The organism is Actinomyces ruminis (assembly GCF_002154335.2).
In the GTDB taxonomy this organism is placed as follows: Bacteria; Actinomycetota; Actinomycetes; order Actinomycetales; family Actinomycetaceae; genus Actinomyces; species Actinomyces ruminis.
Window position 1 is genome coordinate 21,905 of the sequence record NZ_MTPX02000028.1, and the last position, 23,006, is coordinate 44,910.

The 23,006-nt window shown below is 68.9% G+C and carries 25 protein-coding genes and 4 pseudogenes; 19 read left to right on the forward strand and 10 right to left on the reverse strand.

Going from position 1 to position 23,006, the window contains the following annotated elements; all coding sequences use genetic code 11:
* The first annotated feature begins 21 nt into the window (after positions 1-21).
* The 8 genes and pseudogenes from BW737_RS04225 to BW737_RS04260 all read left to right on the forward strand — a co-directional run bounded on the left by BW737_RS04225 (position 22) and on the right by BW737_RS04260 (position 5,421).
* The gene (locus BW737_RS04225) at positions 22-474 is read left to right on the forward strand and encodes a PTS sugar transporter subunit IIA (protein ID WP_086615068.1); all 453 of its coding nucleotides are present in this window, start codon (positions 22-24) and stop codon (positions 472-474) included.
* Positions 474-966: pseudogene (locus BW737_RS19405) on the forward strand (PTS sugar transporter subunit IIB). The gene BW737_RS04225 and the pseudogene BW737_RS19405 overlap by 1 nt, the downstream one beginning before the upstream one ends.
* Before the next feature lie 37 nt (positions 967-1,003).
* Positions 1,004-1,859 (forward strand): annotated as a pseudogene (locus BW737_RS04235) (PTS mannose/fructose/sorbose transporter subunit IIC).
* A 32-nt stretch (positions 1,860-1,891) separates the two neighbouring features.
* Positions 1,892-2,758 carry a PTS system mannose/fructose/sorbose family transporter subunit IID gene (locus tag BW737_RS04240; RefSeq protein ID WP_086615067.1) on the forward strand — a complete coding sequence of 289 codons (867 nt, stop codon included), beginning with the start codon at positions 1,892-1,894 and terminating at the stop codon, positions 2,756-2,758.
* Positions 2,759-2,883: 125 nt separating this feature from the next.
* Positions 2,884-3,357, forward strand: a complete 474-nt coding sequence (locus BW737_RS04245) for a hypothetical protein (RefSeq protein WP_086615066.1) — start codon at positions 2,884-2,886, stop codon at positions 3,355-3,357.
* 105 nt (positions 3,358-3,462) lie between these two features.
* Complete coding sequence (locus BW737_RS04250; protein ID WP_086615065.1) at positions 3,463-4,260, forward strand: HAD-IIB family hydrolase; 798 nt, start codon at positions 3,463-3,465, stop codon at positions 4,258-4,260.
* Positions 4,257-4,754 (forward strand): hypothetical protein, encoded by a 498-nt coding sequence (locus BW737_RS04255; protein WP_086615064.1) that lies wholly within the window; start codon positions 4,257-4,259, stop codon positions 4,752-4,754. The genes BW737_RS04250 and BW737_RS04255 overlap by 4 nt, the downstream gene beginning before the upstream one ends.
* A gap of 31 nt (positions 4,755-4,785) precedes the next feature.
* Positions 4,786-5,421, forward strand: coding sequence for an HAD family hydrolase (locus BW737_RS04260; protein WP_338063860.1), 636 nt, complete (start codon positions 4,786-4,788; stop codon positions 5,419-5,421).
* A 33-nt stretch (positions 5,422-5,454) separates the two neighbouring features.
* Here the strand turns inward: BW737_RS04260 and BW737_RS04265 are convergent, their stop codons facing one another.
* The 5 genes from BW737_RS04265 to BW737_RS04285 form a co-directional block, all read right to left on the reverse strand.
* Positions 5,455-5,904: a GNAT family N-acetyltransferase gene (locus BW737_RS04265; RefSeq protein ID WP_086615063.1), complete on the reverse strand. Its 450-nt coding sequence runs from the start codon at positions 5,902-5,904 to the stop codon at positions 5,455-5,457.
* Positions 5,905-5,975: 71 nt separating this feature from the next.
* Positions 5,976-6,413: a serpin family protein gene (locus BW737_RS04270; RefSeq protein ID WP_257210458.1), complete on the reverse strand. Its 438-nt coding sequence runs from the start codon at positions 6,411-6,413 to the stop codon at positions 5,976-5,978.
* Positions 6,410-7,042 (reverse strand): serpin family protein, encoded by a 633-nt coding sequence (locus BW737_RS04275; RefSeq protein ID WP_086615061.1) that lies wholly within the window; start codon positions 7,040-7,042, stop codon positions 6,410-6,412. Before BW737_RS04275 ends, BW737_RS04270 begins: the two co-directional genes overlap by 4 nt.
* The gene (locus BW737_RS04280; RefSeq protein WP_086615060.1) at positions 7,039-7,437 is read right to left on the reverse strand and encodes a hypothetical protein; all 399 of its coding nucleotides are present in this window, start codon (positions 7,435-7,437) and stop codon (positions 7,039-7,041) included. The genes BW737_RS04275 and BW737_RS04280 overlap by 4 nt, the downstream gene beginning before the upstream one ends.
* Before the next feature lie 63 nt (positions 7,438-7,500).
* On the reverse strand, positions 7,501-8,625 hold the full coding sequence (locus tag BW737_RS04285) for a methyltransferase domain-containing protein (protein ID WP_257210473.1): 1,125 nt from the start codon (positions 8,623-8,625) through the stop codon (positions 7,501-7,503).
* Positions 8,626-8,846: 221 nt separating this feature from the next.
* Here BW737_RS04285 and ispF point away from each other — a divergent pair, with 221 nt between their 5' ends.
* From ispF to BW737_RS04305, 4 genes and pseudogenes are all read left to right on the forward strand, one after another.
* Entirely contained in the window at positions 8,847-9,425 is a 579-nt protein-coding gene (ispF, locus tag BW737_RS04290; RefSeq protein WP_086615058.1) for a 2-C-methyl-D-erythritol 2,4-cyclodiphosphate synthase, read from the forward strand.
* 51 nt (positions 9,426-9,476) lie between these two features.
* On the forward strand, positions 9,477-11,000 hold the full coding sequence (cysS, locus tag BW737_RS04295) for a cysteine--tRNA ligase (protein WP_086615057.1): 1,524 nt from the start codon (positions 9,477-9,479) through the stop codon (positions 10,998-11,000).
* Between the two features lie 73 nt (positions 11,001-11,073).
* Entirely contained in the window at positions 11,074-12,069 is a 996-nt protein-coding gene (gene rlmB, locus BW737_RS04300; RefSeq protein WP_086615056.1) for a 23S rRNA (guanosine(2251)-2'-O)-methyltransferase RlmB, read from the forward strand.
* Positions 12,070-12,198: 129 nt separating this feature from the next.
* Positions 12,199-13,438 (forward strand): annotated as a pseudogene (locus BW737_RS04305) (hypothetical protein).
* 10 nt (positions 13,439-13,448) lie between these two features.
* Here BW737_RS04305 and BW737_RS17670 read toward each other — a convergent pair.
* Positions 13,449-14,480, reverse strand: coding sequence for an HNH endonuclease signature motif containing protein (locus BW737_RS17670; RefSeq protein WP_257210459.1), 1,032 nt, complete (start codon positions 14,478-14,480; stop codon positions 13,449-13,451).
* Complete coding sequence (locus BW737_RS17675) at positions 14,459-15,751, reverse strand: DUF222 domain-containing protein (RefSeq protein WP_143233266.1); 1,293 nt, start codon at positions 15,749-15,751, stop codon at positions 14,459-14,461. Before BW737_RS17675 ends, BW737_RS17670 begins: the two co-directional genes overlap by 22 nt.
* A 96-nt stretch (positions 15,752-15,847) precedes the next feature.
* On the opposite strand from BW737_RS17675, the gene BW737_RS04320 reads away from it, so the two are divergent.
* On the forward strand, positions 15,848-16,600 hold the full coding sequence (locus BW737_RS04320; RefSeq protein WP_086615054.1) for a hypothetical protein: 753 nt from the start codon (positions 15,848-15,850) through the stop codon (positions 16,598-16,600).
* Here BW737_RS04320 and BW737_RS04325 read toward each other — a convergent pair.
* The 3 genes and pseudogenes from BW737_RS04325 to BW737_RS17685 all read right to left on the reverse strand — a co-directional run.
* The gene (locus BW737_RS04325; protein ID WP_086615053.1) at positions 16,539-17,774 is read right to left on the reverse strand and encodes an AGE family epimerase/isomerase; all 1,236 of its coding nucleotides are present in this window, start codon (positions 17,772-17,774) and stop codon (positions 16,539-16,541) included. The genes BW737_RS04320 and BW737_RS04325 overlap by 62 nt on opposite strands.
* A 60-nt stretch (positions 17,775-17,834) precedes the next feature.
* Positions 17,835-18,218, reverse strand: a complete 384-nt coding sequence (locus BW737_RS17680; protein ID WP_338063863.1) for a DeoR/GlpR family DNA-binding transcription regulator — start codon at positions 18,216-18,218, stop codon at positions 17,835-17,837.
* A pseudogene (locus BW737_RS17685) lies at positions 18,215-18,640 on the reverse strand (DeoR/GlpR family DNA-binding transcription regulator); the annotation flags it as partial. The pseudogene BW737_RS17685 and the gene BW737_RS17680, both read right to left, overlap by 4 nt.
* Positions 18,641-18,814: 174 nt before the next feature.
* Here BW737_RS17685 and BW737_RS04335 point away from each other — a divergent pair.
* Genes BW737_RS04335 through BW737_RS17695 form a run of 6 tightly spaced genes read left to right on the forward strand, consistent with a single transcriptional unit; the run spans position 18,815 to position 22,996 of the window.
* Entirely contained in the window at positions 18,815-20,095 is a 1,281-nt protein-coding gene (locus BW737_RS04335) for an ABC transporter substrate-binding protein (RefSeq protein WP_257210461.1), read from the forward strand.
* Positions 20,096-20,104: 9 nt separating this feature from the next.
* Complete coding sequence (locus BW737_RS04340) at positions 20,105-20,872, forward strand: carbohydrate ABC transporter permease (protein ID WP_257210462.1); 768 nt, start codon at positions 20,105-20,107, stop codon at positions 20,870-20,872.
* Positions 20,869-21,042 (forward strand): hypothetical protein, encoded by a 174-nt coding sequence (locus BW737_RS17690; protein ID WP_257210463.1) that lies wholly within the window; start codon positions 20,869-20,871, stop codon positions 21,040-21,042. The genes BW737_RS04340 and BW737_RS17690 overlap by 4 nt, the downstream gene beginning before the upstream one ends.
* A gap of 4 nt (positions 21,043-21,046) precedes the next feature.
* Complete coding sequence (locus BW737_RS04345; protein ID WP_176760756.1) at positions 21,047-21,898, forward strand: carbohydrate ABC transporter permease; 852 nt, start codon at positions 21,047-21,049, stop codon at positions 21,896-21,898.
* A gap of 33 nt (positions 21,899-21,931) precedes the next feature.
* The gene (locus tag BW737_RS04350; RefSeq protein ID WP_086615051.1) at positions 21,932-22,792 is read left to right on the forward strand and encodes a ketose-bisphosphate aldolase; all 861 of its coding nucleotides are present in this window, start codon (positions 21,932-21,934) and stop codon (positions 22,790-22,792) included.
* 42 nt (positions 22,793-22,834) lie between these two features.
* Positions 22,835-22,996 (forward strand): hypothetical protein, encoded by a 162-nt coding sequence (locus BW737_RS17695; RefSeq protein WP_257210464.1) that lies wholly within the window; start codon positions 22,835-22,837, stop codon positions 22,994-22,996.
* Positions 22,997-23,006 lie beyond the last annotated feature (10 nt).

The following is a 23,006-nucleotide window of genomic DNA, read 5'->3' on the forward strand; positions in this document are numbered from 1 at the left end:
CTCACTGGCAGGAGTCCGCCCTTGCAGTCATCAGTCGCAGTAATCGTTGCGGCCCACGGTCATTTGGCGGAGGGGTTGCTCAACTCCGCCGCCATGATCGCCGGTCCGCAGGATGACGTCGTACCCATCAGTTTTGATCCCGGTGAAGGACCGGACGACCTGTTGGCCAAATACGCCGATGCCGTCGACTCCTCCGCCTCGGGCCAGTACCTCATCCTTGTGGACCTGCTCGGCGGCAGCCCCTACAACGCTGCCGCCCGCTTCGCCGCCACCCGCGACGACGCCGACGTCGTCACCGGGGTGAACCTGCCCATGCTCATCGAGGTCCTGGGGCGCCGCCTGGCCGGCGGCGACCTGGCCGAGTTGATCGAGGTCGCCAAGACCTCGGGCGCTGGCGGCGTCAAGGTCCTGTCCGAGATCTTCACCCCACCCACCACCACCGATTCCGACGACGACGAAGGAGACGAGCTCTGATGGACATCAAGCTCCTGCGCATCGATTCCCGCCTGGTCCACGGCCAGGTCGCCAACAACTGGGCCGGCGCCCTGGGGGCCGAGGCCATCCTCGCCGTCTCCGACGCGCCGCCAACGACGAGCTGCGCAAGACGCTCATGCTCCAGACCGGCGGCGGCAAGGTCAAGGTCCACGTGCTGACCGTCGCCAAGGTGCCCGCGTCTACAAGAACCCCAAGTACGAGAACCTCAAGGCCGTCATCGTCGTGGAGACCCCGGCCGACATCGTGCGCCTGCTCGACCTGGGCATCAAGGCCGATGAGGTCAACGTCGGCGGCATGACCTTCAAGCAGGGCACCAAGGCCCTGTCCCAGGCCGTCTACGTCTCCGACGAGGATGTCAAGAACTTCCAGGAGATCGACTCCCGCGGCATTACCCAGTACATCCAGCAGGTCCCCTCCTCCGGGCGCACCGGCCTCATGGAAACGCTGAAGTCCAAGGGCTTCGTCAGCTGATCTCTCCCCTCATCCATCCCCACCAGGAAGCACTCTCATGCATGAAATCGGTGCTGTCCAGATCATCCTCGTGACCCTCGTGGCCTTCCTCGCCGGTTGCGACTCGGTGCTGGACGAACGCATGTTCTATCGACCCATCATCGCCTGTACCCTCACCGGGCTCGCCCTGGGCGATCCGACCACCGGCATCATGGTCGGCGGCAGCTTGAGCTGCTCAGCTCGGCTGGATGAACGTCGGCGCCGCCATGGCGCCCGACGCCGCACTGGCCTCCACCATCTCCACCGTCATCGCCATCGCCGGCGGCCAGACCCACGAGGAGGCCATCGCCGTCGCCGTCCCCCTGGCCGTCGCCGGCCAGGCCCTGACCATCTTCGTGCGTACCGTCAACGTGTTCTTCGCCCACCAGGCCGACCGCTTCGCGGAAGACGGCAATATGCGGGGCATTCAGATCATGCACTTTATCGCACTTTCCCTGCAGGGCCTGCGCGTGGCCATCCCCACCGCAGCCGTCGCCGCCGTCGCATCGGGTGACGCCGTGGCGCGCGCGCTGGGGCTGATACCCGACGTCGTCACCGAGGGCCTGCAGATCGCCGGCGGGTTCATCGTCGTCGTCGGATACGCCATGGTCATCAACATGATGCGGGCGCGCAAGCTCATGCCGTTCTTCTTCATCGGCTTCATCGTGGCCCAGTCCATGACGACTCTGGACACCGGCATCACTCTGGTCGCCCTGGGCATCATGGGCGTGTGCCTCGCTTTCATCTACGTGCAGCTCAACCCCGACTTCCACGAGTCGGTCCAGTTGCCGCGTCCCGCCCCCGCGGCCGTGGGCGGCGGCTCCGGCGGTCTGGACGATGACCTGGACGACGAACTCGACGATGAGCTCGACTGACCGCGGCAAGGAACAGGGAAGGAAACACGACCATGTCCACTGAAATCGACGCCGCTGCTGACACCGGCCGCATGCTCACCGACCGCGACCTGCGGAGCATGTACTGGCGCTCTACGTTCCTGCTGGGCTCCTTCAACTTCGAGCGCATGCAGGCCATGGGCTTCTGCATCACCCTCATGCCGGCGATCCGGAAGTTCTACCCGTCCAACAAGACCGAGCAGGCGGCCGCCCTCAAGCGGCACCTGGAGTTCTACAACACCCACCCCTGGATCTCCTCGGTGGTCTTCGGCGTCACCGCCGCCATGGAGGAGCAGCGCGCCAAGGGCGAGGACATCGGTGATGACACCATCACCAACGTCAAGGTCGGCCTCATGGGCCCGCTAGCCGGCGTCGGTGACCCCATCTTCTGGGGCACTGTCCGGCCCGTGCTCGGTGCCCTGGGCGCCTCCTTGGCCCTCACCGGCTCGGGCAGTGCGTGGCTTGGCCCGCTCATCTACTTCCTCGGCATCAATATCATTCGCATCCTGGTGCGCTGGTACGGCCTGAAGTGGGGCTATGAGCGCGGCACCGCGATGGTTAGCGAGGTCGGCGGCGGCCAACTCAAGCGCATCACCCAGATCGCCGCCATCACCGGTCTGTTCGTCATGGGCGCTCTGGTGGCCAAGTGGACGACGATCAATTTCCCCGGGGTGATCTCCTCGGTGACCGCGGACGACGGCACCGTCACCCAGACCACCCTGCAGGACATCCTCGATCAGTTGCTGCCCGGCGTCGCCGCCCTGGGGCTGACCTTCTTGTGCATGTGGCTGCTGAACAAGAAGATCAACGCCCTGTGGATCATCCTCGGCATGTTCGCCATTGGCATCCTCGGGGCCTGGACCGGCTGGCTCGGCCTCTAGCCCCACCCGCCGAGATCGGTAGAGACAACCGTCGAGGTCGGTCGAAGTTGCACACTTCGGTCGACCTCGACGTCTTGTCTGTGACCGAGTTGTGACTGTTTGGGTAGTTCGGCTAGCGTAGCCGCATGATCATTTGGCGTGGCGGCGGCATACTCGCCGCTTTGTTTCTGGTCCTGGGTGGCGGAGGCGGCGCCGCCGTGGCATCGGCCTTCTCAGAGGAGGAGTCGGTGACCATGCTCTGCATGGGCATCGGCTTCCTGATCTTCGGCGTCATCGGCTGGTTCGTGGGACAACGAATCAACGTGACGGGCCCGGCCGAGAAGGCGAAGCATCACGTGCGTGCCTATGAGCAGGAGCTATACAACCGGGTGCAGGCCGGCGCCTTCCAGGCGGCGCCCGGGACCCCCGCACCGAGCAGCGCCGCCGAGGCGCAGCAGCAGGTCGGCTACCTCGTCGCGCAGCGGCGGTCCCAGGCGGAACAGGCCCTGCGCAACCGGCACACCATGTTCTGGATCCCCGTGCAGTACTGGGGCGTCATCGAAGCCGCCGGCGGTGCCGCGCTGCTGGTGGCGGCACTCATCCGCGTCATCTTCGGCTGAGCGGCCGTCCCACTTCAATTCATTCTCTCCCGAGTCCCGGCGCGCTTCCCGCCCGCAGTCAGTAAGCTGTTACCCAGCACATAACTCGGCCTGGCAGGAGCAGTAGTGCGCCAACTCATCGCCACCGACCTGGACGGCACGGTCCTGTTCGACCGGCGCGTCTCGGACGCCGACCTGGACGCCATGCAGCGCTGGCGGGATGCCGGCAACTTGCTCGTGGTCGACACCGGTAAGTCCGTCTTCGCCACCCGCAACACCCTCACCCCCGTCGGCCTCGACTTCGACTACGCCGTTACCTTCACCGGCGCCGTGCTGATCGACGGCGACTATCGGGTCCTCTCCGCGCGCTACCTGCCCGACGGTGTCGCGCACGAGATCGCCAGTTTTCTGCAGGGCGTCGACGGGCTCACGGTTTTCGCCACCACCATGGAGGCCGACCACATCCTGTCCGACACCTACCACGAGACCTCCCCGATCCTGGAGATCTTCCTGCCCATGGACCTGGAGGAGATGCCGGATCATCGCTTCATCGGTGTGCCCATGCGGGTGCGCGACGACGCCGTGCGCGAGCGCATCGTCGCCGACCTCACCGAGCGCTGGGCGGATCAGATCGAGGTAGTGCGCAATCAGGAGTTCCTCGACGTCATCCCCGCCGGGGCCACTAAGGGCGCCGGCCTGATCGACCTGGTGGACACGCTCACCGGCGCCGACGGGCCACTGCCGGGCGAGCGGATCGAGACCTGGAGTGTCGGCGACTCCTGGAACGACATCCCCATGCACGCCGTCGCTGACCACGCCATCTGCCTGCCCTGGTCCCCGCCCGACGTCGTCGCCGCCTGTGAGCGGTCGGTGGGTTCCATGGCCGAGCTGATCGATGGGCTGCTCGAGGAGGCAGGACGGTGAGCGGCGTCGGCGGGCGGGTGCGCGACTGGTTCAACGGCGGCGACCCGGACGGGCGGGCCAAGCTTCGCGCCTGGGCCCGCGGTCACGACGGCCGCTCCGAGGGCTACACCTACGGCATGATGGGTCCCGCCATCGGGCTGTCCGTCCTCGCGGCACTGCTGTACGCGCCGACTAAGGGGTACGGCAGCATCGTGGCGCTGGTGCTGGCCATCTTCCTGCTGCTGGGGCGGCAAATGATCGAGCGGCAGGTTGCTCGGGACGCCGCCGACCTGAAGGAAGCCGAACGCCAATACGTGCGCACCCGCAATCCCGAATACCTCGACTTCACCGAGCTGCGCGCCGGCGGCATGCTGGAGGACAACAAGATGCTCACCCCGGACACCCGCGCCTGGTTGGGGGAGCGGATCGAGTGGGCGCGCGCGGAGAAGGACAAGCGTGCCAAGCGGGACCGGCGCAAGGGCCGCGGTGGGCGCAACCCCGGAGGCAAGCAATGAATAACGTCGGCCGCTACGTGCGCGGCGTCCTGTGGGACATGGACGGCACGCTCATCAACTCCCAGCCTTCTGGGATGAGGCCTTCCGTCGTCGCTGCGAGGCGGCCGGCGGCACCGTCACCGACGCGCAGGTCGCCGCCCTGGAGGGCGCCTCCATCCGCCGCACCCACGAACTGATCGCCGCCACCGGAGCGGCCTCCGGACCCGACGACCCGGCGGCCGCAGCGATCTTCACCGGCATGGCGGCCGACGTCGAGGCGGCCGTTCGAGCCGATCCGCCGCTGGTGCCAGGCGCCCGGGAAATCACCCAGACGCTGCTGGAGGTGGGGCTGGCGCAGGTGATCGTCACCCAGTCGCCGCGGCCGATCGTCGAGGCGGTCGCCCACGCGCTGGGCGACGTGTTCGCCGGCCTGATAACCGGCGACGACGGCCTGCCCGGCAAACCCGACCAGGCTCCCTACGCCGCCGGCATGGACCTGCTGGGACTAAGCGCCGACCAGTGCGTCGTCGTCGAGGACTCCGCCACCGGCGCCGCCTCGGCCCGCTCCAACGATCTGCGGGTGATCCAGATCGGCGGGCACAAGCACTTCCCGGCCGACCCCGGGCTCGTCGTCGTCCCGGACCTTAAGGCCGTGACGCCGCATCTGCTGCTGTGGGCCGAGCCCTGAGCCCGTTGCCGTCGCCGCGACTGCCGGTACGGATCACTCTCCGGAGAAGCGGTACACGTTTGTCTCGCGCAGCTTGAAGCCGGCGCGACGGTACAGGCGGTTGGCCGCCTCCCGGCTGGGACGCGAGGTGAGATCGACGGTGCGGGCACCCAGCGACTGGGCGTAGGCGACCGCGGCCTCCACCAGGGCCTGACCGGCACCCTGGCCGCGCGCATCGCCGTCGACGACGACGTCCTCTACCCAGGCGCGCAGCCCGGTGGGGATGGTGAAGGTCGCCAGGGTCAGCATCCCCAGGATGGGGGTGGAGCCGTCGGCGAGCGGGGTGTCGGGGCGGAAGGCGAACAGGTACACGCCTGGCTGTGCGACCAATGCCTCGCACTGCTCGGCGGTCAGGGCCGGGGCGCTGCGGGACAGCTGGGGGATGAGGCGCTCCATCGCCTCAACGAGTTCGGGGGTGGACTGGCTGACGACGTCGACGCTCATTACTTCTCCTGTCCGGGTGGGGTGGGCTTCCAGGAAGAGCGTAGCGGTTGGTGACGTACGGGGCGCGGCGATTACTCGGCGGTCGGGTCCATGATTACGCCCTCAATCAGTACCAGTCCGGTGATCTGGTCGAAGACGCGCAGCGCGAAGGGATGGTCCACGGTGAATTCCACCGGCTGGTTCACCTCAGCTGGCGCGGCGACGGCGACGTCGACTTCCGTGAGCGCCCCGGCCACGGTGCCCTCCTCGCCCACCATGAGCCGGACCTGCTGCACCGCCTGGTCTACGGACAGCCCCTCCCCGATGTGCTCCAGATGGTCCAGCTCAATGCCTTGGGCCTCCAGGAAGGCGAGCAGGTTCACGGGGCCGGGTTGCAGGTCGAAGGTGGGCAGGGCGAGTCGCACCTCTTGCTGCTCCTCGAAGGCCTCGGTCTCCAGAGCCGCCGAGGCTTGCTCCCAGGTACCTGCGGGCAGGTCTGCCGGGGTGGTTCCGGCGTCGGGCAGGATCACGTCCAAAACCGTTCGACCGCTGCCCTCGGCGTACTGCAGGCGCACGGCCTGCCAGCCTCGCCCTGCACGTACGGGAGGAAGAAGTCCTCGTGCATGAGCCGGGCGGTGACGGTTGAGCCGTCCGCCAGGGTGAAGTCCTGCTCGGTGGTGTCGTTCGCGTCGAAGGGCGAGGCCCATTTTGCGGCGAACAGCAGGGCGTTTTGCAGGACAAGCCGTGTGTCCTCGGTGATCTCGATGCCGGAGGACTTGATCAGCCCGCCGGTGTGGTGTTCGGCCCAGGCGTCCAGGGTGGCCTTGGCACGGTCCTGGGTGGAGTGTTCGGTGGTGGCGGCATACCACTCGCGGGCGGCATCCAGATAGGACTGCTCCACGCCGGGGTTGTCTCCAACCAGCAGCACCCGGTTGGCGATGTGCAGCAGTGGGGGCTCTGGAATCATCTTGGGATTGAAGTTGTCCAGGGCCTTCTCATCGGGTTCGTAGTAGACGAGCAGTTCGTTCTGCAGCGCCGACCAGGTGGTGTCGCGAATGGTGCCCGCATTCGCGGCGGGGGAGGCGGCGGTCGGGTCGGCGTCGCCGGTGCTTGTCGCGCTTGAGTCATCGCTGCCGACGACTCCGAGTAGGGCGTTCACACCGTCGGCGGGGGTGTCGGAGCGGCGTAGAGCAGGGCGATGGCCAGGGCCATTCCGACCGGGCAGGTCAGGGCGTTGTTGGCGGGCTCCTCTCGCAGGCGGAAGCGCAGCAGGGCTTCGCTCAGAGCGGCGCAGGCGGCGACGGCGTCCGGTGCGGCCGGGGCGTCTTCAAGGGGGATTTCACGGTGGGTGGCGTCGGTGTCGTAGGCCTGGGCCTGGGCGGAGCTGCCGAGTATGCCGCAGCCGCCCAGGGCCGCCAGGGCGGCGATGGCGGGCGGAAGGGCCAGCGCCCGGCGGCGAGACAGGCCATGAGCGGTCGGAGCCTGGGCCGGGCAGGCAGGGGCTGCGGGACCGACCGATGCGGATGGACTGGATGAAGCGCCGTTGCTCGCCATGCCGCGAGGCTACGTGACATGGCAGCACAGGTCCATGGGTAGGTGTGCCCAGATAGGTCGCATCTACCGGTCTCGGCGGAGGGAAACTAGGACCTCGGCGTGATCGGTGTGGGGAAACATGTCGAACAGCCGTGCCCGCTGCACGCGCAGCGACGGCATCTGCTCCAGGTCCTTCGCCAGGCTCTCCGGGTTGCACGAGGAGTACAGCACCCGCTCCACCCCCGAGGCCTCAATACGTGCGGCCAGCTCCGCGCCGATGCCGCGCCGCGGCGGATTGACCACCAGCAGGTCCGGCATCGCTCCGGCTCCCGGGTCCAGCACCGCGGCGTCCCCGGCCTCGAACCGTACCCGCTCCTCGGGCAGGCGCATCAACCGAGCACTGGCCCGGGCGCCGTCGATCGCCGAGGCCGAGACCTCTACCCCGAGCACGCTTCGGCTCGGTCCTGCCAACGCGAGGGCGAAGCCGCCGACCCCGCAGAACAGGTCCCACACCCGGGCCGGGCCGGAAAGCGCGGCATCAGCCCAGTCGCGGGCGGTCGCGTACAGCTGCTCGGCGATGGCGGTGTTGGTCTGGAAGAAGGAGCGCGTCGGTAAATACAGGGGCAGCTCACGTGTGCCCGGAGTCGGCAGACGCAGCCGCATGAGCAGGCGGTCGTCCGCAGTGAGCACGACCTCCTCCGGTCCCTCGATGATCGCCTGGTGCACCGGCTGAATGTTGGCGCTGAGCACCGCCAGCGTCGGCAGTTCCCGCTGCAGAACCGGCAGGGCCGCGCGCAGGTCTGCCATGTGCCGGCGGCTGCGCAGCACGAAGCGCACCATCAGGTCCCCGTCCGGGGAGGCCGTCACCAGCACGTGCTTGAGCTCGCCGCGCCGCGCCGACACGTCGTAGGGCGTAAGCCCGAGCGCCGTGATGGTGCGCGCGAGCACCGGCAGTGCCGCCTCGATCTCGGGCACGTGCAGGGGGCAGGTGCGCAGGTCGACGCCGTGTCCGCCCGGCCCGAGGATGCCCAGAATCGGGTCGGGCGCCGTCCCCGCGACCACCATCTTGGCCTTGTTGCGGAAGCGCTGCGGCGCACTCGCGGCCGGCGACTCCCACACCCCGGCCGGGATGGGGTTCGCGCCGGCGGACAGCAGCGCGGCGATCCGGGCCTGTTTGCGGGCCAGCTGCGCGGGCAGCGGCGTCGACATGTGCGGGCAGGAGCGGCAGGTGCCGGCCTCGTGCAACGGGCACAGCGACGTCGACCCGGCCGATGCAGCCGGGGGCGTGCTGATGGACGTGCGTGCGGGAACCACGGGTCGCATTGTCCGGCCGTATCCCGCCGTCTCGTCAAGGCGGCGGGTGTTCCCCGCGACGCGCGGGGCGGAGGAGCCTGCACGGGCCCCAGGGAATACGCGGCAGACTGTGGCGCATGAGTGATGCACCTGAGAGCGAGATTCCGGCGCGGCGCACCGCCCGCCACGCGGCCGATGCCGCCGCCTACCGCGCGCAGATCGCCCAGTGGGCACCGCGCACCGGCATCGGCACCGATGTGCACGCCTTCGCCGACCCGGACTCCGGCACCCCGATGCAGTTGGCCTGCCTGAACTGGCCCGACGAGGTCGGGCTGGCGGGGCATTCCGACGGCGACGTCGTCGCCCACGCCTGCTGCGACGCCCTGCTGTCCGCCGCGGGCCTGGGAGACCTGGGCAGCAACTTCGGCACGGACGCGCCGGAGTGGAAGAACGCCGCCGGGGCCGCGCTGCTCGCCGAGACCGCCAAGCGGGTACGCGAGGCCGGCTTCGAAATCGGGAACGTCGCCGTTCAACTGGTCGGTGCCCGCCCGCGTGTGGCCCATCGCATGGGGGAGGCCACTGCCGCCTTGAGCGACGCCGCCGGCGCCCGGGTGACCTTCTCGGCCACGACGACCGACCATCTGGGCTTCCTCGGCCGTGAGGAGGGACTGGCGGCCATCGCCTCTGCCCTGGTCTGGCCGGTGCCGCAGGCCTAGCCGCCACCTGGCGAGCACGGCCGGACTTGCCGCACCCGCTAGGCTGCGGGGGTGAGCACCTCCGCGAATGACGCGCGTCCCGCGCTGAACCTGCGCCTGTATGACACGGCCGCTCAGGCCGTCGTACCTCTGGCGCCCACCGTCACGCCCGGCACGGTGGCGATCTACCTGTGTGGTGCCACGGTCCAGGGCTCCCCGCACATCGGTCACATGCGCTCCGCCATCGCCTTCGACGTGCTGCGCCGCTGGCTGACCCGCTGCGGACAGAACGTGATCCTGATCCGCAACGTCACCGACATCGACGACAAGATCCTGGCCAAGTCGGCGGCCGCCGATCCGCCCGTGCCCTGGTGGGCGTGGGCGCAGCGGCACGAGCGCGAGTTCGACGCCGCCTACCGGGCCCTCGGCGTGCAGGCCCCCACCTACGAGCCGCGCGCCACCGGCCATATCCCCGAGATGATCGACCTGGTGCAGCGGTTGCTGGACGCCGGGCACGCCTACACCGGTCAGACGGGCAATGTCTACTTCGACGTGCGTTCCCTACCGGACTACGGCTCACTAACCAACCAGAGCGTCGACGACCTGGCCACCACCGAGGACGATGCCCAGATCGATGCGGACGTGGAGGCGGACAAGCGCGACCCGCGCGACTTCGCCCTGTGGAAGGCAGCCAAGCCCACCGAACCGGCCGACGCCGCCTGGGACGCCCCCTGGGGCAGGGGCCGGCCCGGCTGGCACCTGGAGTGCTCGGCCATGAGCAGGCGGTATCTGGGGGAGTCCTTCGACATCCACGGGGGCGGCATCGACCTGCGCTTCCCGCACCACGAGAATGAGCAGGCCCAGTCGCACGGTGCCGGCTGGGGTTTCGCCCGCCACTGGGTGCACAACGCCTGGGTCACCATCAAGGGCGAGAAGATGAGCAAGTCGCTGGGCAACTCGCTGGTGGTCTCCGAGCTGCTCAAGCGCTACGACCCGGCGGTGCTGCGCCTGGCACTGGGCACCGTCCACCACCGCTCCACCGTGGAGTTCTCCGAGGAGACCCTCGCCGACGCCGCCGCCCTGTGGGAGCGGCTCTCCGGAGCGATCGCGCGCGCGCTGGAGGTCACCGCCCCCGCCGACGGCGGCCCGAGCCCGGTTGACGCCCCCGCCGAGTCGGTGCGCGCGCGGGACCTGCCTGCGCAGTACGCCGCCGCCATGGATGATGATCTCAACCTCGCCGGCGCCATGGCCGTGGTCCACGCCAGCCTCAAGGCGCTCAACACGGCCCTGGCCGCGCCCACCCCCGATCTCGACGCCGTGTCCCAGGCGGCCCTGGACCTGCGCGCCCAGTTGGACGTGCTCGGCCTGGACCCCCTCGCCGAGCCCTGGCGCGATCGCGTGCTCGGTGCCGGCGGCAGCGCGGACGACGCCGCCATGCGCGCCCTGGACCGGCTGGTGACCGGGCTGCTGGAGCAGCGCGCACAGGCCCGTGCCGCCAAGGACTGGGCGCAGGCGGACGCGTTGCGCGACGAACTGTCCGCGGCCGGCGTCGTCGTCGAGGACAGTGCGGCGGGAGCCCGCTGGCACCTGGCCTGAGTCCTAAGCCCGGCCCGCAACACCATTCATAATCGCGGCCGTCGGCCGCCAACCGCAGAACAGGAGGCCCGCGATGCCGGGAAACGACCAGCGCCACGGCGCCATGCGCAAGCAGGGCAAGAAGATGGGCCCGCTCAAGGGCTCCGGCGGGGTGCGCCGCCGCGGCCTGGAGGGACGGGGACCCACCCCCAAGGCAGAGGACCGCGTCGGTCACCCGAAGGCGCGCGCCAAGGCCCGGGCCGAGTCCCGCGCCGCTCAGCACACGCACGCCGGGCGCCTGGATGAGGCCAGACGGCGCTTCGGCGTGCCGGGGGACCATGAGATCGTCTGCGGCCGCAACGCCGTCGCGGAGGCGGCTCGCGCGCGCGTGCCCATCGCCCGCGTGTTCATGGCGGCCTCCGCCCAATCCGATGAGCGCCTCAACGCCGTGGTGCGGCGGGCTGCCCTGGTTGGGGCACCGGTGGTGGAGGCCACCAAGCTCGACCTGGAGGCCCTCACCGAGGGTGCCGCCCACCAGGGGGTTGCCATTGAGGTGCCCGCCTACGAGTACGTGCTCGCCCGCGACCTGCTGGAGCGTGCCCGCGACGCCGGGCACACCCCCCTGCTGGTGGCGCTCGACCAGGTCACCGACCCCCACAACCTCGGGGCGGTGCTGCGCTCGGCCGGGGCCTTCGGCGTCGACGGTGTGATCGTGCCGGAGCGCCGCTCCGCGGGTGTGAACGCCACTGCCTGGAAGGTGTCTGCCGGTGCCGCTGCGCGGGTGCCGGTCGCGCGGGAGACGAACCTGGTGCGCAGCCTGCAGGCGCTCAAGCGGGAGGGTTGCTTCGTCGTCGGCCTGGACGGGCGGGCGACCACGCCGGTGGAGGAGTTGAATCTGGCGGACTCTCCGCTGGTGGTGGTCACCGGCGCGGAGGGCAGCGGACTGTCGCGGCTCGTGCGCGAGACCTGTGATCTGCTGGTCTCCGTCCCGATCGCCGGGACGGTGGAGTCTCTCAATGCCGCCGTCGCCACCGGCATTGCCCTGTACGAGGTTGACCGGCTGCGCCGCCGGGCCGAGGCCGGCAAGTAGCCCCGGGCGATCCGGCCGGGCTCCCCGGGCTGACCGGGAGGCTCTATGCTGACACAATGGTGGTGTCCCCGCCCGTCGCGTAGACGGGCCGGCGGACGACGGTCGTCACCATCCGACTAGGAGGCCTTCATGGCTCAAGACCCCGCACAGCGCTGGAACCGCACTGAGGGAGTGCTCGTCGTGCCCGGAACCCAGCCGGACGCGGTTGCTGCGCGCCTGGCGGCGGAGCGGGTGGTTGCTCGCCTCGAGTGGTATCCGGCGACCTCCCACCTGCTGTCTCTCACCCTGCTGGCCGACGCCGACGGGCGCGTAGCCGTCACCCCGCCGTCCCGCGGCGGCGTGACGGCGGGGATTCGCATCAGCGAGCTGGTGGAGTCCCTCGCCCGCGAGTTCTCCGGCGACGTCACCATCGGTCCGGCCTCCTTCAACGCCCTGCCCGCCGACGTCGCCCTGCCGACCGTTACCTCGGAGGCGCCGGACTGCTCCCGCACCGTGGTCGTCTCCCCGCTTAGCGCCTACATGGTGCCGCTGCAGGCCACTCTGCTGGAGCGGCCGCTGGCCGTCACCTCCTTGCCCGCGCTCGACCGGCGCATCGTCATGTACTCCGGCGAGGGCAATCAGTTGGGCGCCTTCGGCTGGGATCAGGAATCCCTGCCGGCCCTGGTGTTGACCGTGGACGCGCGGGACATTGCGGTGCGCGCCGTCACCACCGGGGAGAGCGAGGACGACGCCGTCTTCTCCTGGGGGATGACGTCGCAGTACGTGTGGGGCGGCGTGGCCGAGCCGGGCCCGGCCCTGCGCGCCCTGGTGGACGAAATGCTCACCGACTCTACCGACGTGTCGCTGGTGGCTGCGGCCGTGCCCGGGGCCGACGCGGAGGCAGTGGCGGAGGCCTTCTCCACGCCCGGTATCGACGGCCTGGTTGCCTGATCGATGCACTCGGCCTGCCCGACTGGGTGGCCTCGGTGCTGACCGGCCGGCTGGCGCCCACGGAGGCGCCCGGCGCCGTGGTGCACGAGCCGCGGGGCCTGTCCAACGCCGTGGGGCGTTCGGTTGGGCTCATGCTGCAGGATCCGGAGGCTCCTGGTTCAGCCTTCTGGCAGACCTACATCCGCGTGGTCACCGAGCGGCCCTGGCTCATGCGCGCCGGCGTTGCCCTGGAGGCCGGGTTGGTGGACTGCTGGTCGGCACGGCGGTGCGGCGCCGCGACCGCACCGGGGCGGTACACCGCGGGCTGCTGACCACGGGCGTGGTGCTGCTGGTCGACGCGGTCACCGAGGCCTCCCTTGCCTCCTGGACCCGGCACCGGGAGCTGCGGCGCCGCGCGGACGAGGAGATGGCGCTGGTAGCCGAGGAACTTGGCGCCTGACCTAAAGCGGCTAAAAAGGCGGAATCTCGTCGAGCAGTGGCGCCAGGCCGAGGTCGTGCAGGGCCTGCGGGTAGGCGGTGGTCTCGAAGGCACCGACGGGCTGGCCGGGCCGGGGACCGCGGCTGGTGACCCGCGGGGGTCCGCCACAGCGGTTGGCGGCCTGAGCACTGAGGTCGAGGCCGTGCTGGAGGCGGCCCACAACGGCGTCGTCGACGGCCGCGGTCAGGTGCGCGGGGACCTGTTGGGCGGGGACGCTCAGCTGGCGAGGGCCGATCTTGTGGGCCAGCAGGGTGATGCCCCCGTCCGGGCTGCGCCGGTAGCGGGCCCCGGTGGGAGTACACCAGGTCAGGTCGCCGGCGTCGGTGCGCGTGAGGCTCCAACCGGGCGTGTGCTTGAGCCGGTGGTGGGCCTGGCACAGGGTGGTGAGGTTAGTCAGGCTGGTCGCCCCGCCGTCGGCCCAGGGTTGGATGTGGTCCGTGTCGCAACGGGTGGCGGGGATGGTGCAGCCCGGGAACGTGCAGGAGTTGTCCCTGGCCTGCACCAGTTCGCGCAGGGAGGCCGGGGGCCGGTAGTGGGTGCGGCCCACGTCGAGCACGGTCCCCGAAACCGGGTCGGTGACCAGTCTGCGCCAGACGCCCCCGGCGGCGAGGGCGCGGGCGACGGCGGCGGGCACCGCCACGCTGTTAACGCCGATGGTGACTTCGGCCGCCGCAGGAGCGGCACCCGCGGCCGCATCGGTGAGAGGAACAGGGCCATGACCGTCCCCAACCGCGGGCAGACTGCTCCCGGCGCGCGTGGGTGAGTCTGCGCGACCCGCAGTGGGCAGACTGCTCCCGTCGGTAGCGGGCATTTCGGGCACACTTCGCCCCTCTAGTCTTGCTCCGGCACATGCGGACCGATCGGCGGCGTTGGCGGTGGTCGGCGGGCCAACACCAGTACCAGCGCCGTCAAGGAGCAGATGGTCCAAGGGGACGGTGACGTCGACATTGATGGTGATCCCAGGTGACGGGAAGACGGCCTCTACCCCGGAGGCGTCCACCACGGGCGGCCGGGCTCCACCAGGCTGCTGAGCCCGGCCAACAGCCCCGCTAACGGCACCCCGTCGGGCAACAGCTGTGCGCCGGTCGACACGGGTGCTCCACCGCTCGTGCTCGCACTCCCGGGGACGGTGAAGGGCAGCCGGCAGGCGGCGTACTGGCTGCCTTGCAGGGTGCGCAGCGTCATGCCGGTGATGGCGTCGGCCCGTAGCTGCGCCGGGGAGCGTTCATCTCCGGCTGCCCGGGCGGACGCGGCGATGGCGTCCAGAGTCGCATCCAGCAGGAACGCGTCCAGGCTAGGCAACAGCAACCGCATTTCATGAACGCCCTCGCCCGCCTGGCGGGGCCGCGTGACATGCCTGCGGGCCAGGTTGCGCTTACGGCGGTTGCCGGCGCCGTCGGGGTCCAGCGCGGCCAGGGCGCGGTCAATATCCTTGGCCAGCTGCGACGTCGTTCTACGGGAGGCGCGGGGCAGGACCCGCTCCTGCACCGCCCTCGACACCTCCGCACCGGTCCCCTCCAGGCGCCGAACGACCAGGGCGGTCTTGCCTGCGTCCAGCAGACCGGCCCGGTGCAGCGCCTCGGTGGCCGCGAACTCGGGCTGAAGCAGGGCCTCGCCTCGATCCAGTATCCGACAAGCGCCCTGACGGGTGGTGCCGAGTCGGCAGGCGATCTCACCGCCGGTGGTGAAACGCCGCTCCTCCTCGGTCACCAGACACTCGGGGCGCCCGCCCGGCCCCCAGGGGGCTGCACCGCGGTTCATCTCCGGCGTGCGGGCAAGGCAGGCAGCCGCCGCACTTTCGCACCATGACGCCCAGGAGACCAGCCGGTGGCATGCCGCCACCAGTTCGCTGAGCACCTGCCCGCCCAGCGCGGCCAGGCGATCGAGGCCGGTACCTTGGCCCCAGTCCACGCCCTGCTGCGCGGAGGTCTGCGCCAGGATGCGGTCGGCCGGGCTCGTGATGGTGTTGAACAGTTCGCCGGTGTCGGGAATCCCCAGTAGTCCGGCCAGCTCCGCGGCGCCAACGGCATCCGCGGCGCGCGCGTCTGCTGCGGCCTCTCCGGCGGCGGAGTCGGCCGCCTCATCGTCGGAATTGGTGGGGACCAGCATGCCGGCCAGCAGGCCCTCAACCAGGCTCGCCAGTTCTGCACCTGCGGGCACTTCCGCCAGACGCTCGATCAGAGCCGCGGACTCCCGCTCGGCGCCGGGCGGCACCATCCGATCCGACGGGGACGCCCCGCCGGATCGCCGCTCAGCACCATTGCCTTCGTACATGCTGCCACGGTATCGCGCGGCACCGACACGAATTCGGGCCCCTTAACTCACGGTGACGTGCCGAGCCGCGGTGAGCGGATCCGTAGACTGCGAGCCATGGTCCGGTCGCTACCGTTGTCACTGGTGATCAGCATGCTCGGGGCGCGCGAGGACGCCGGTGTGGCCACACCGCCCGACGACGCCGCCTATGGCGCGCTGATCGGTGAGGCGGCGATCCGGGGACTGACACTGGTACCCCCGGCCGATTACGCCGGGCTGGCCATCGAGGAGGGATGGTGGGGCCGACCGCCCGGAGCGGCGGATGACTTCGTTGGTGACGGCGCCGTCGGCTGGTTCCAGGTCGGGGTGTCACGGGACCTGACCCCCGGCAGCATCAGTCTGATCTGCGAGTGTGCCTATGCCGCCTGCCGGGACGTTGGCCCATTCGCGTTCCAGGGGCTGGTGCTGCGATTCCTCTCGGAGCGGGTCGCATACGACCACTCCTTCGCCACCTACATTGCGGAGCGACTGCCAGCGCACGGCGAGGCTGCCATGAAGCCGGTGACGATCACCACGGAGGTGCGGGAGGGGACTCGGGATGACGCAGTGCGCGTCTTACTCGACTCCGCCGACGAGCTGCTGTCTCTGCTGGCTGATGCCGCGGGCTGGGAGCTGCGCCACGAGGTGTTGGGCTCGCCGCGCGTCGGCTCGGGGCGAGCACAGCTGTGCATGCGAGTGCCCTACTGGTCGCACACGATGGCGGCCTTCCTGTGCGCGCTGGTGCTGGCGGCCGACGACGTCGGACTGCTCACCGGCGTGCGCGTGACTCTGACTCGCTCAGCAGTAGGCCCTCGGCGAAGGAGGGGGTGATCGGCAGGCGGCCGACGAGCATCGCCTGGAGGGCGTGGTAGATGTCGGGCTTGCCCGACCACGTGGACGAGATTGATCGCTCATCCGAGTGGAGTTCCTCGCGCCACTGGCCGGGATCCTCAATCAGGTGCTTTCGGGCCCAGGCGGCGTAAATATCGACGTCATGCTCGTAGGAGTCGTCCCCGGTGGCCTGTCGCAGTGTTTCCGCGGCGCTGATGCCCTCGCACAGCACCCAGGACAGGCGCTCGCGGACCACGGGGTGCCCGTGAAAGTCCACCGTGTACACGAAGCCCTGACTGCCGTCCGTGCCCCACCCCTCCTGCAACGCCTGTCGGTACATGCGCTTCGGAAGGCTGTCCAGCAGCGGGTCGAAGCCGATGCCCGCGGCGGAGCACGCGGTGCGTAACTGAACCATCAGCCGCGCCCACTCCAGCCAGTGCCCCACCACAGACCCGTAGGGGCGGAAGGCGTCGGTGGGGCGGTCCCGGTTGTAGTCGAGGACGGCGCGCCAGGAGGAGTCGAAGTGCTCGGGCAGGCGGAAGGCGTGGGTGACCACCGCCTGCGCGATCCGACTGGTGATTCGCACGGCCCGTCGCAGGTGCAATGGCTCACGGGTGGCCGAGTAAGCCGCCAGCAGCGCCTCCACCGTGTACATGTTCGCATTCGCCCCGCGGTAGGGGTCGACGGCGAGGGTCTCGCGCTTACGAGCGTCCACCACCATTCCGGCGTCTTCGTCCCACCACAGCCGCTCGAAGGTGAGCAGGGCCGCATCCAGTAGCTCCTGTGCCCGCGGCACCTCCGCCAGCAGCGCGGAGGCGGCGGCCAGGATGACGAAGCTGTGGTCGTAGGAGCGTAGCGGTCCCGGGAGAGGTGTGCCGTCCATGTCGACGGCGCGGAACCAGGCGCCGGTTGAGGCATCGTGCAGTGGACTGTCCAGGAGACGGGCGATGCCGTGTGCGGCCAGGGCTGCGCAGTCCGGGTCGCCCATGAGATGGCCCAGGGCGAAGCAGTGGGTCATGCGGCCGGTGATCCACAGGTGCACGCCGCGACCGACGTCGATGTTGCCGTCGTCGTCCAACCACCCGAATCCGTGCTCGATGCGGGAGCGCTTGCCGAAGGCGAGCAGGCTCCAGGCCTGCGCATCGAAGAGCTGGCGGGTGGTCAGCGTGGTCATTGACTCCTCCTCGACCCAGGGCGGGGCCCGACCAAGCGTGGCACGGACGCCGGTTCAGTTTCAATAGGGCGTATCCGGGGTGAGCACCTGAACCGAGTTGGCACTCAGTGCGGCCGCGAGCTCGGCACTCGGCTGCTCGTTGGTGATCAGGTAGTCGGCGATCGCAAGCTCGCCGATCGCCGCGAAGAGACGACGGTCGAACTTGGTGGAGTCGGCGAGGATGGCCACACGGCGGGCGCGGGCGGCCATCTGCCCGAGCATGGCGGCCTCGTCCAGATTGGAGGTGGAATAGCCGCCGACGTCGACGGCGCCGACGCCGATGAGGGCGAGGTCGACGTGAATGTCGTTCTCCACTCCGGAGATGGCGGAGGCGAAGGCGACCGGCCGATGGTGACTCGCCCCGAGAGCCGGACGTGTCCGCCGATGACGTACACATCCCGGCACGCCTCCGGATTGATCTCCACCGGCAGCGCCAGGTTGTTGGTGGCGATGATCAGTTCCCGCTTGTCGGTCAGGTGGTGGACCAGTGACAGTGCCGTGGTACCCCCGTTGATGAACAGGACGTTGCCGTCCTGCACCAGCCCGGCGGCGACCTTGCCGATGCGCTCCTTCTGCGAGGACTGCAGGCGTGCGCGGTCGGTCAGGTTCGTGTCATGCCAGGGGACGGCGGAGTTGGACATGGCGCCGCCGTGCACGCGGATGAGCAGGCCGTCGGCGTCGAGTTGATCCAGGTCGCGGCGGATGGTGTCGGCCGAGACGCCGAAGTGGTCGGCCAGCGCCGTCACCGTCACCTGGCCCATCCGGTTGACGTAGCCGGCGATCTCGGCCTTCCGCCCTCCAGGGAGGCGGGGTACGACGTCGTTCATGGCAGAAGTCTATGCGGCATACATGCGACTTCAAGCCAAGCGTTACGGCATCGTTGCCCAATCAGTGCAGACAGTCGCAAGAAGTCGCACTAGTCTCTGTCTCGGACATCAGGAAACAGCGGAAACCCGCATGATGTCGCAACTCATGTCAATGATGATGGAGTAACAATGCTGATGCGTAGGCGTGAATTCGGACAGATGGCGGCCGTCATGACCGCACTGGCGGCGGCCGGCCTGGCCGGGTGCAGTGGTGGTTCCGGCGGCGCGGGCGACGGCGGGGAGGTGACGCTGGAGTTCACGCAGTGGTGGGAGCCCGAGCTCCCCGACGGGGCGCTGCGGGCGTTGATGGACCAGTTCGAGCAGGCCAATCCCGGGATCAAGGTCGAGCTCCTCTCCGGGCCCTATGCCTCGACCAAGGAGCAGCTGGTCGCCGGGGCCGCGGCGCACACCATGCCGGACGTCGTCGGCCTGGACGGCGCCTGGGTGAGTGACTTCGCCCAGCAGGGGGCGATCGCCGACCTCACCGCCCTCATGGCCGAGCAGGGATACGACGACGCTGAGCTCGCCAGCCAGATCCAGATCGACGGCGCGACCTACATGATCCCCGTGGTCAACTTCGTCTACCCCATGTTCGCCAACATGGATCTGCTGAAGCAGGCCGGAGTCTCGGAAATCCCCTCCACGCGCGAGGAGTTCGTGGCCGCGGCGAAGGCCGTCGCGGCCACGGGCGGGGACATCTCCGGTTGGGCGCTGCCGCTGTCGTTGGAGGCTCCCAACGGGATCCAGAACGATGTCATGTCATGGGTCTGGGCCTCCGGCGGCTCGATGCTCACCGAGGACGGCAGACCGAACCTGCAGGGCAACGCGGACGTCAAGAGCGCCTGCGAGTTCATCAAGGGCCTGTGGGACGCGGGCGTCGTCTCCCCGGGCGCCTTCACCATGAAGGAGCAGGACAAGGTCGAGGACTTCACCAACGCGCGCGTCGGCATGATGATCGACTCCCTCGCACACGTGAACACCATCCGTGAGGGCAACCCGGACCTCGACTTCGGAATCTCCGCCCTGCCGGCGGTGAGCGGCTACACCGGCGACCGCGGCATGCCGTACGCCTCCTGGGGCATCGGCGTCTCCGGCACCACCGAGCACCCGGAGCAGGCCTGGAAGCTGGTCGAGTTCCTGATGTCCGCAGACATCAACGCCGTGCTCGCCGACGACGCCAAGGCCTTCCCGGGCAACGGCACGGCCACACCGGACTACGTGGAGAAAGACGAGCTGTTCAAGCAGGCCTTCGACATCTGGAGTTCGGGCACGCCCGCCAACGAGTTCACCGGACTGCCGGTCTCCGAGACGCTCATGCGCAAGTTCGACGAGCAGTTCCAGACCTACCTCAGCGGCGACATCGACGTCGACACCATGCTCGCCAACGCCCAAAAGGCGTGGGACGCGGAGTTCTGAGGCCGGGCGATGCGCTCCACCGATGCCGTCGGCGCGTCTCGGGCGCAACCGGCGCAGACGCCGCCTTACTGGCGGCGTCTGGCCGACTCCCTGGTGCCCTACGCGTATCTGTCTCCCACTCTGATACTGCTCATCGTGCTGATGGTCGTCCCCATCGTCATGGTGATCGGGTACTCGCTGATGGACGCCGTCATCACCGCCGGGGAGTCTCACTTCGTGGGGATGGCGAACTACATCGAGATCCTCACCAGCGGTGCGTTCCGCACGGCGCTGGCCAACACCTTCTGGTTCGTGGCCGTCAGCGTCGTCGCGCACATGCTGATAGGGCTCGGCTTCGCCATGCTGCTGAACTCCGAGGCGGTCTCCGCCGTCACCAGGACCGTCTTCCGCACGCTGTTCGTACTGCCGTGGCTGCTGACCGTGGCGATCATCGCCATCCTGTGGCGGCTGCTGCTCAACCCCAACGGGGTGGTCAACGCGATCCTGTCCGCCCTGGGCGTGGTCTCCGGACAGCACGAGTGGCTCGCCGATCCGGACATCGCTCTGGCCGCGGTCACCTTCATCAACATCTGGGCCGGGTACCCGTTCTTCATGATCTCGATCCTCGCCGGCCTGCAGGGCATCCCGAAGGACCTGTATGAGGCGGCCGAGGTTGACGGCGCCGGTGCGATTCGGCGGTTCTGGTCGATCACTCTGCCGCAGCTGCGGCCGATCATCATCTCCATGGCGCTGCTCGACGTCATCTGGACCTCGCAGCAGTTCGCCTCATCTGGATGACCACTGGTGGCGGCCCCCTCAACCGGACGGAGATGCTGTCCACCTTCACCTACAAGCTGGCCTTCTCCGAGTACGACTTCTCGAGCGCGTCAGCCAGCGCGGTGATCGTGCTGATCCTGTCCATGATCCTTGCGTTCTTCTACGTGCGCAGCCAGCAGGCGAGGGAGTAGCGCCATGAGCACTTTGACTACCAAGCAGCGGCGTCGCCTGGCGACCAAGGCGGGCGTCTGGGCGGGCCTCCTGATGGGGGCGGGCTTCGCGGCGCTGCCGATCTTCTGGATGCTGGTGTCATCCTTCAAGCCGAATGCGAAGATCTTCGCCACCCCGCCGCGAATCATTGAGGAGGGCTCCTCCTTCGCCGCGTACGTCTCCATCGTCCACGACCCGGAGAAGATCCGCTTCTTCGTCAACAGCTACTTCGTGGCGCTGTCGGTGACCGCGTTGACGCTGACGGTGGCGATCCTGGCCGCCTACGCCTTCAGCCGGTTCGAGTTCCCGGGGAAGCGGATCTTGAACGTGCTGGTGATCTCCGTGCAGGCGGTGCCGCCGATCACCCTGCTGATCCCCTTCTTCGGGCTCATGGTGACGCTGAAGCTGTACAACACCTACCAGGGTCTGATTCTGACCTACATGGTGTTCACCCTTCCCTACGCCATCATCATGCTCACCGGGTACTTCAACACCCTGCCCCGGGAGCTCGACGAGGCGGCGAAGGTGGATGGCACCAGCTCCTTCGGGGCGCTGTGGAGGGTGCTTGTCCCGATCTCCATCCCCGGGATCGTGTCGGTGGGCATCTACACCTTCATGATCGCCTGGAACGAGTACCTGTTCGCACTGACCCTCACGCGCACGAATGACATGCGCACGGTTCCGATCGGTATCCAGCTGCTCATGGGGCAGCACTCGTATGAGTGGAACGAGATGATGGCAATGTCCGTACTCGGCTCGATTCCCGTAGTTCTCCTCTTCATTTTCTTCCAGCGCTACTTCATCGGAGGGATGACCGCTGGATCCGTCAAGAACTGAGCTTGACGCACCCCACAGAAAGGTTCTATTCAAATGCTGGTTACAGGCAGTGACATTCTCAACGTCGCCAACGCGCATCACTTCGCGGTGCCGGCGTTCAACATCTCCTCGTACTCGATGCTGCGCGCGGTGGTGGACGTCTGCGAGGACAAGCGCTCCCCGCACATCATCGCCATCCACCCCGACGAGCTGCGCCACATCCGCCCGGCGATGCTCGCCTCCATCATCCGGATCGCCCACGAGTCCTCGGTGCCGACGGCGATCCACCTCGATCACGGCGCCAGCTATGAACAGGTGCTGCTGGCGATTCAGGCGGGCTTCACCTCGGTGATGATCGACAAGTCCTTCGCGCCCTTCGAGGAGAACGTGGCCGAGACGGCGCGCGTGGTCCACGCGGCCCACGCCGTCGGCCTGTCCGTGGAGGCCGAGCTGGGCACCATCGGCGTGTCCGACAAGTACGGGGAGACCGGCACGGAGGAGATCCTTTACACCGACCCCGATGACGCCGCCCGGTTCATTGAGGCCACCGGCGCGGACTCCCTCGCCATCGCCATCGGCACCCGCCACGGCCTGTACCCCTCCGCGGTCAAGCCCGCGCTGCGCCTGGATCTGCTGGGGGAGATCAAGTCTCGCCTGGGCATCCCCCTGGTGCTGCACGGCGGGTCGAACAACTCCGACACCGAGATCGCCGGGGCCGTGCGCGGCGGCATCAACAAGATCAACATCTCCTCCGACATCAAGGCCGCCTACTTCGTCAAGATGCGCCAGGTGCTTCAGGACGTCCACCTGCGCGAGCCGAATGTGATCGAGCCGCCTTGCGAGGAGGCGCTGCGGGACTGTGCGGCGCAGAAGATCGACCTGTTCGAGTCCGCCGGCAAGGCGGAGCTGTTCTGAGCGGTGCCCTGAGCTCATCCGGGGCCGAACAAGGAGAGTGAGATGGCAGAGCGGATCGTCCTCGGGCTCGGCGGGACCGTCGACTATGAGCTGCAGTGGGACGCAGACACGTTTCAGCGGCTCGTTGACTCCCAGGCATACGCCTGGCCGAGCTCGAGGACCTTCCGTGTTCGCGCGCCGATGGCGAGCGGGGGATCGTACTGACGGTGCTGCG

Bases quoted from the DNA above. Each gene is read 5' to 3' on its own strand.
- BW737_RS04350 (WP_086615051.1), top strand. From the start codon at position 21,932: ATGCTGGTTACAGGCAGTGACATTCTCAACGTCGCCAACGCGCATCAC.
- BW737_RS04335 (WP_257210461.1), top strand. From the start codon at position 18,815: ATGCGTAGGCGTGAATTCGGACAGATGGCGGCCGTCATGACCGCACTG.
- BW737_RS04280 (WP_086615060.1), bottom strand. From the start codon at position 7,437: ATGGCGAGCAACGGCGCTTCATCCAGTCCATCCGCATCGGTCGGTCCC.
- BW737_RS04240 (WP_086615067.1), top strand. From the start codon at position 1,892: ATGTCCACTGAAATCGACGCCGCTGCTGACACCGGCCGCATGCTCACC.
- BW737_RS17695 (WP_257210464.1), top strand. From the start codon at position 22,835: ATGGCAGAGCGGATCGTCCTCGGGCTCGGCGGGACCGTCGACTATGAG.
- BW737_RS04345 (WP_176760756.1), top strand. From the start codon at position 21,047: ATGAGCACTTTGACTACCAAGCAGCGGCGTCGCCTGGCGACCAAGGCG.
- ispF (WP_086615058.1), top strand. From the start codon at position 8,847: ATGAGTGATGCACCTGAGAGCGAGATTCCGGCGCGGCGCACCGCCCGC.
- BW737_RS04320 (WP_086615054.1), top strand. From the start codon at position 15,848: ATGGTCCGGTCGCTACCGTTGTCACTGGTGATCAGCATGCTCGGGGCG.
- BW737_RS17675 (WP_143233266.1), bottom strand. From the start codon at position 15,751: ATGTACGAAGGCAATGGTGCTGAGCGGCGATCCGGCGGGGCGTCCCCG.
- BW737_RS04325 (WP_086615053.1), bottom strand. From the start codon at position 17,774: ATGACCACGCTGACCACCCGCCAGCTCTTCGATGCGCAGGCCTGGAGC.
- BW737_RS04340 (WP_257210462.1), top strand. From the start codon at position 20,105: ATGCGCTCCACCGATGCCGTCGGCGCGTCTCGGGCGCAACCGGCGCAG.
- BW737_RS17690 (WP_257210463.1), top strand. From the start codon at position 20,869: ATGACCACTGGTGGCGGCCCCCTCAACCGGACGGAGATGCTGTCCACC.
- BW737_RS04265 (WP_086615063.1), bottom strand. From the start codon at position 5,904: ATGAGCGTCGACGTCGTCAGCCAGTCCACCCCCGAACTCGTTGAGGCG.
- rlmB (WP_086615056.1), top strand. From the start codon at position 11,074: ATGCCGGGAAACGACCAGCGCCACGGCGCCATGCGCAAGCAGGGCAAG.
- BW737_RS04285 (WP_257210473.1), bottom strand. From the start codon at position 8,625: ATGTCGACGCCGCTGCCCGCGCAGCTGGCCCGCAAACAGGCCCGGATC.
- BW737_RS04245 (WP_086615066.1), top strand. From the start codon at position 2,884: ATGATCATTTGGCGTGGCGGCGGCATACTCGCCGCTTTGTTTCTGGTC.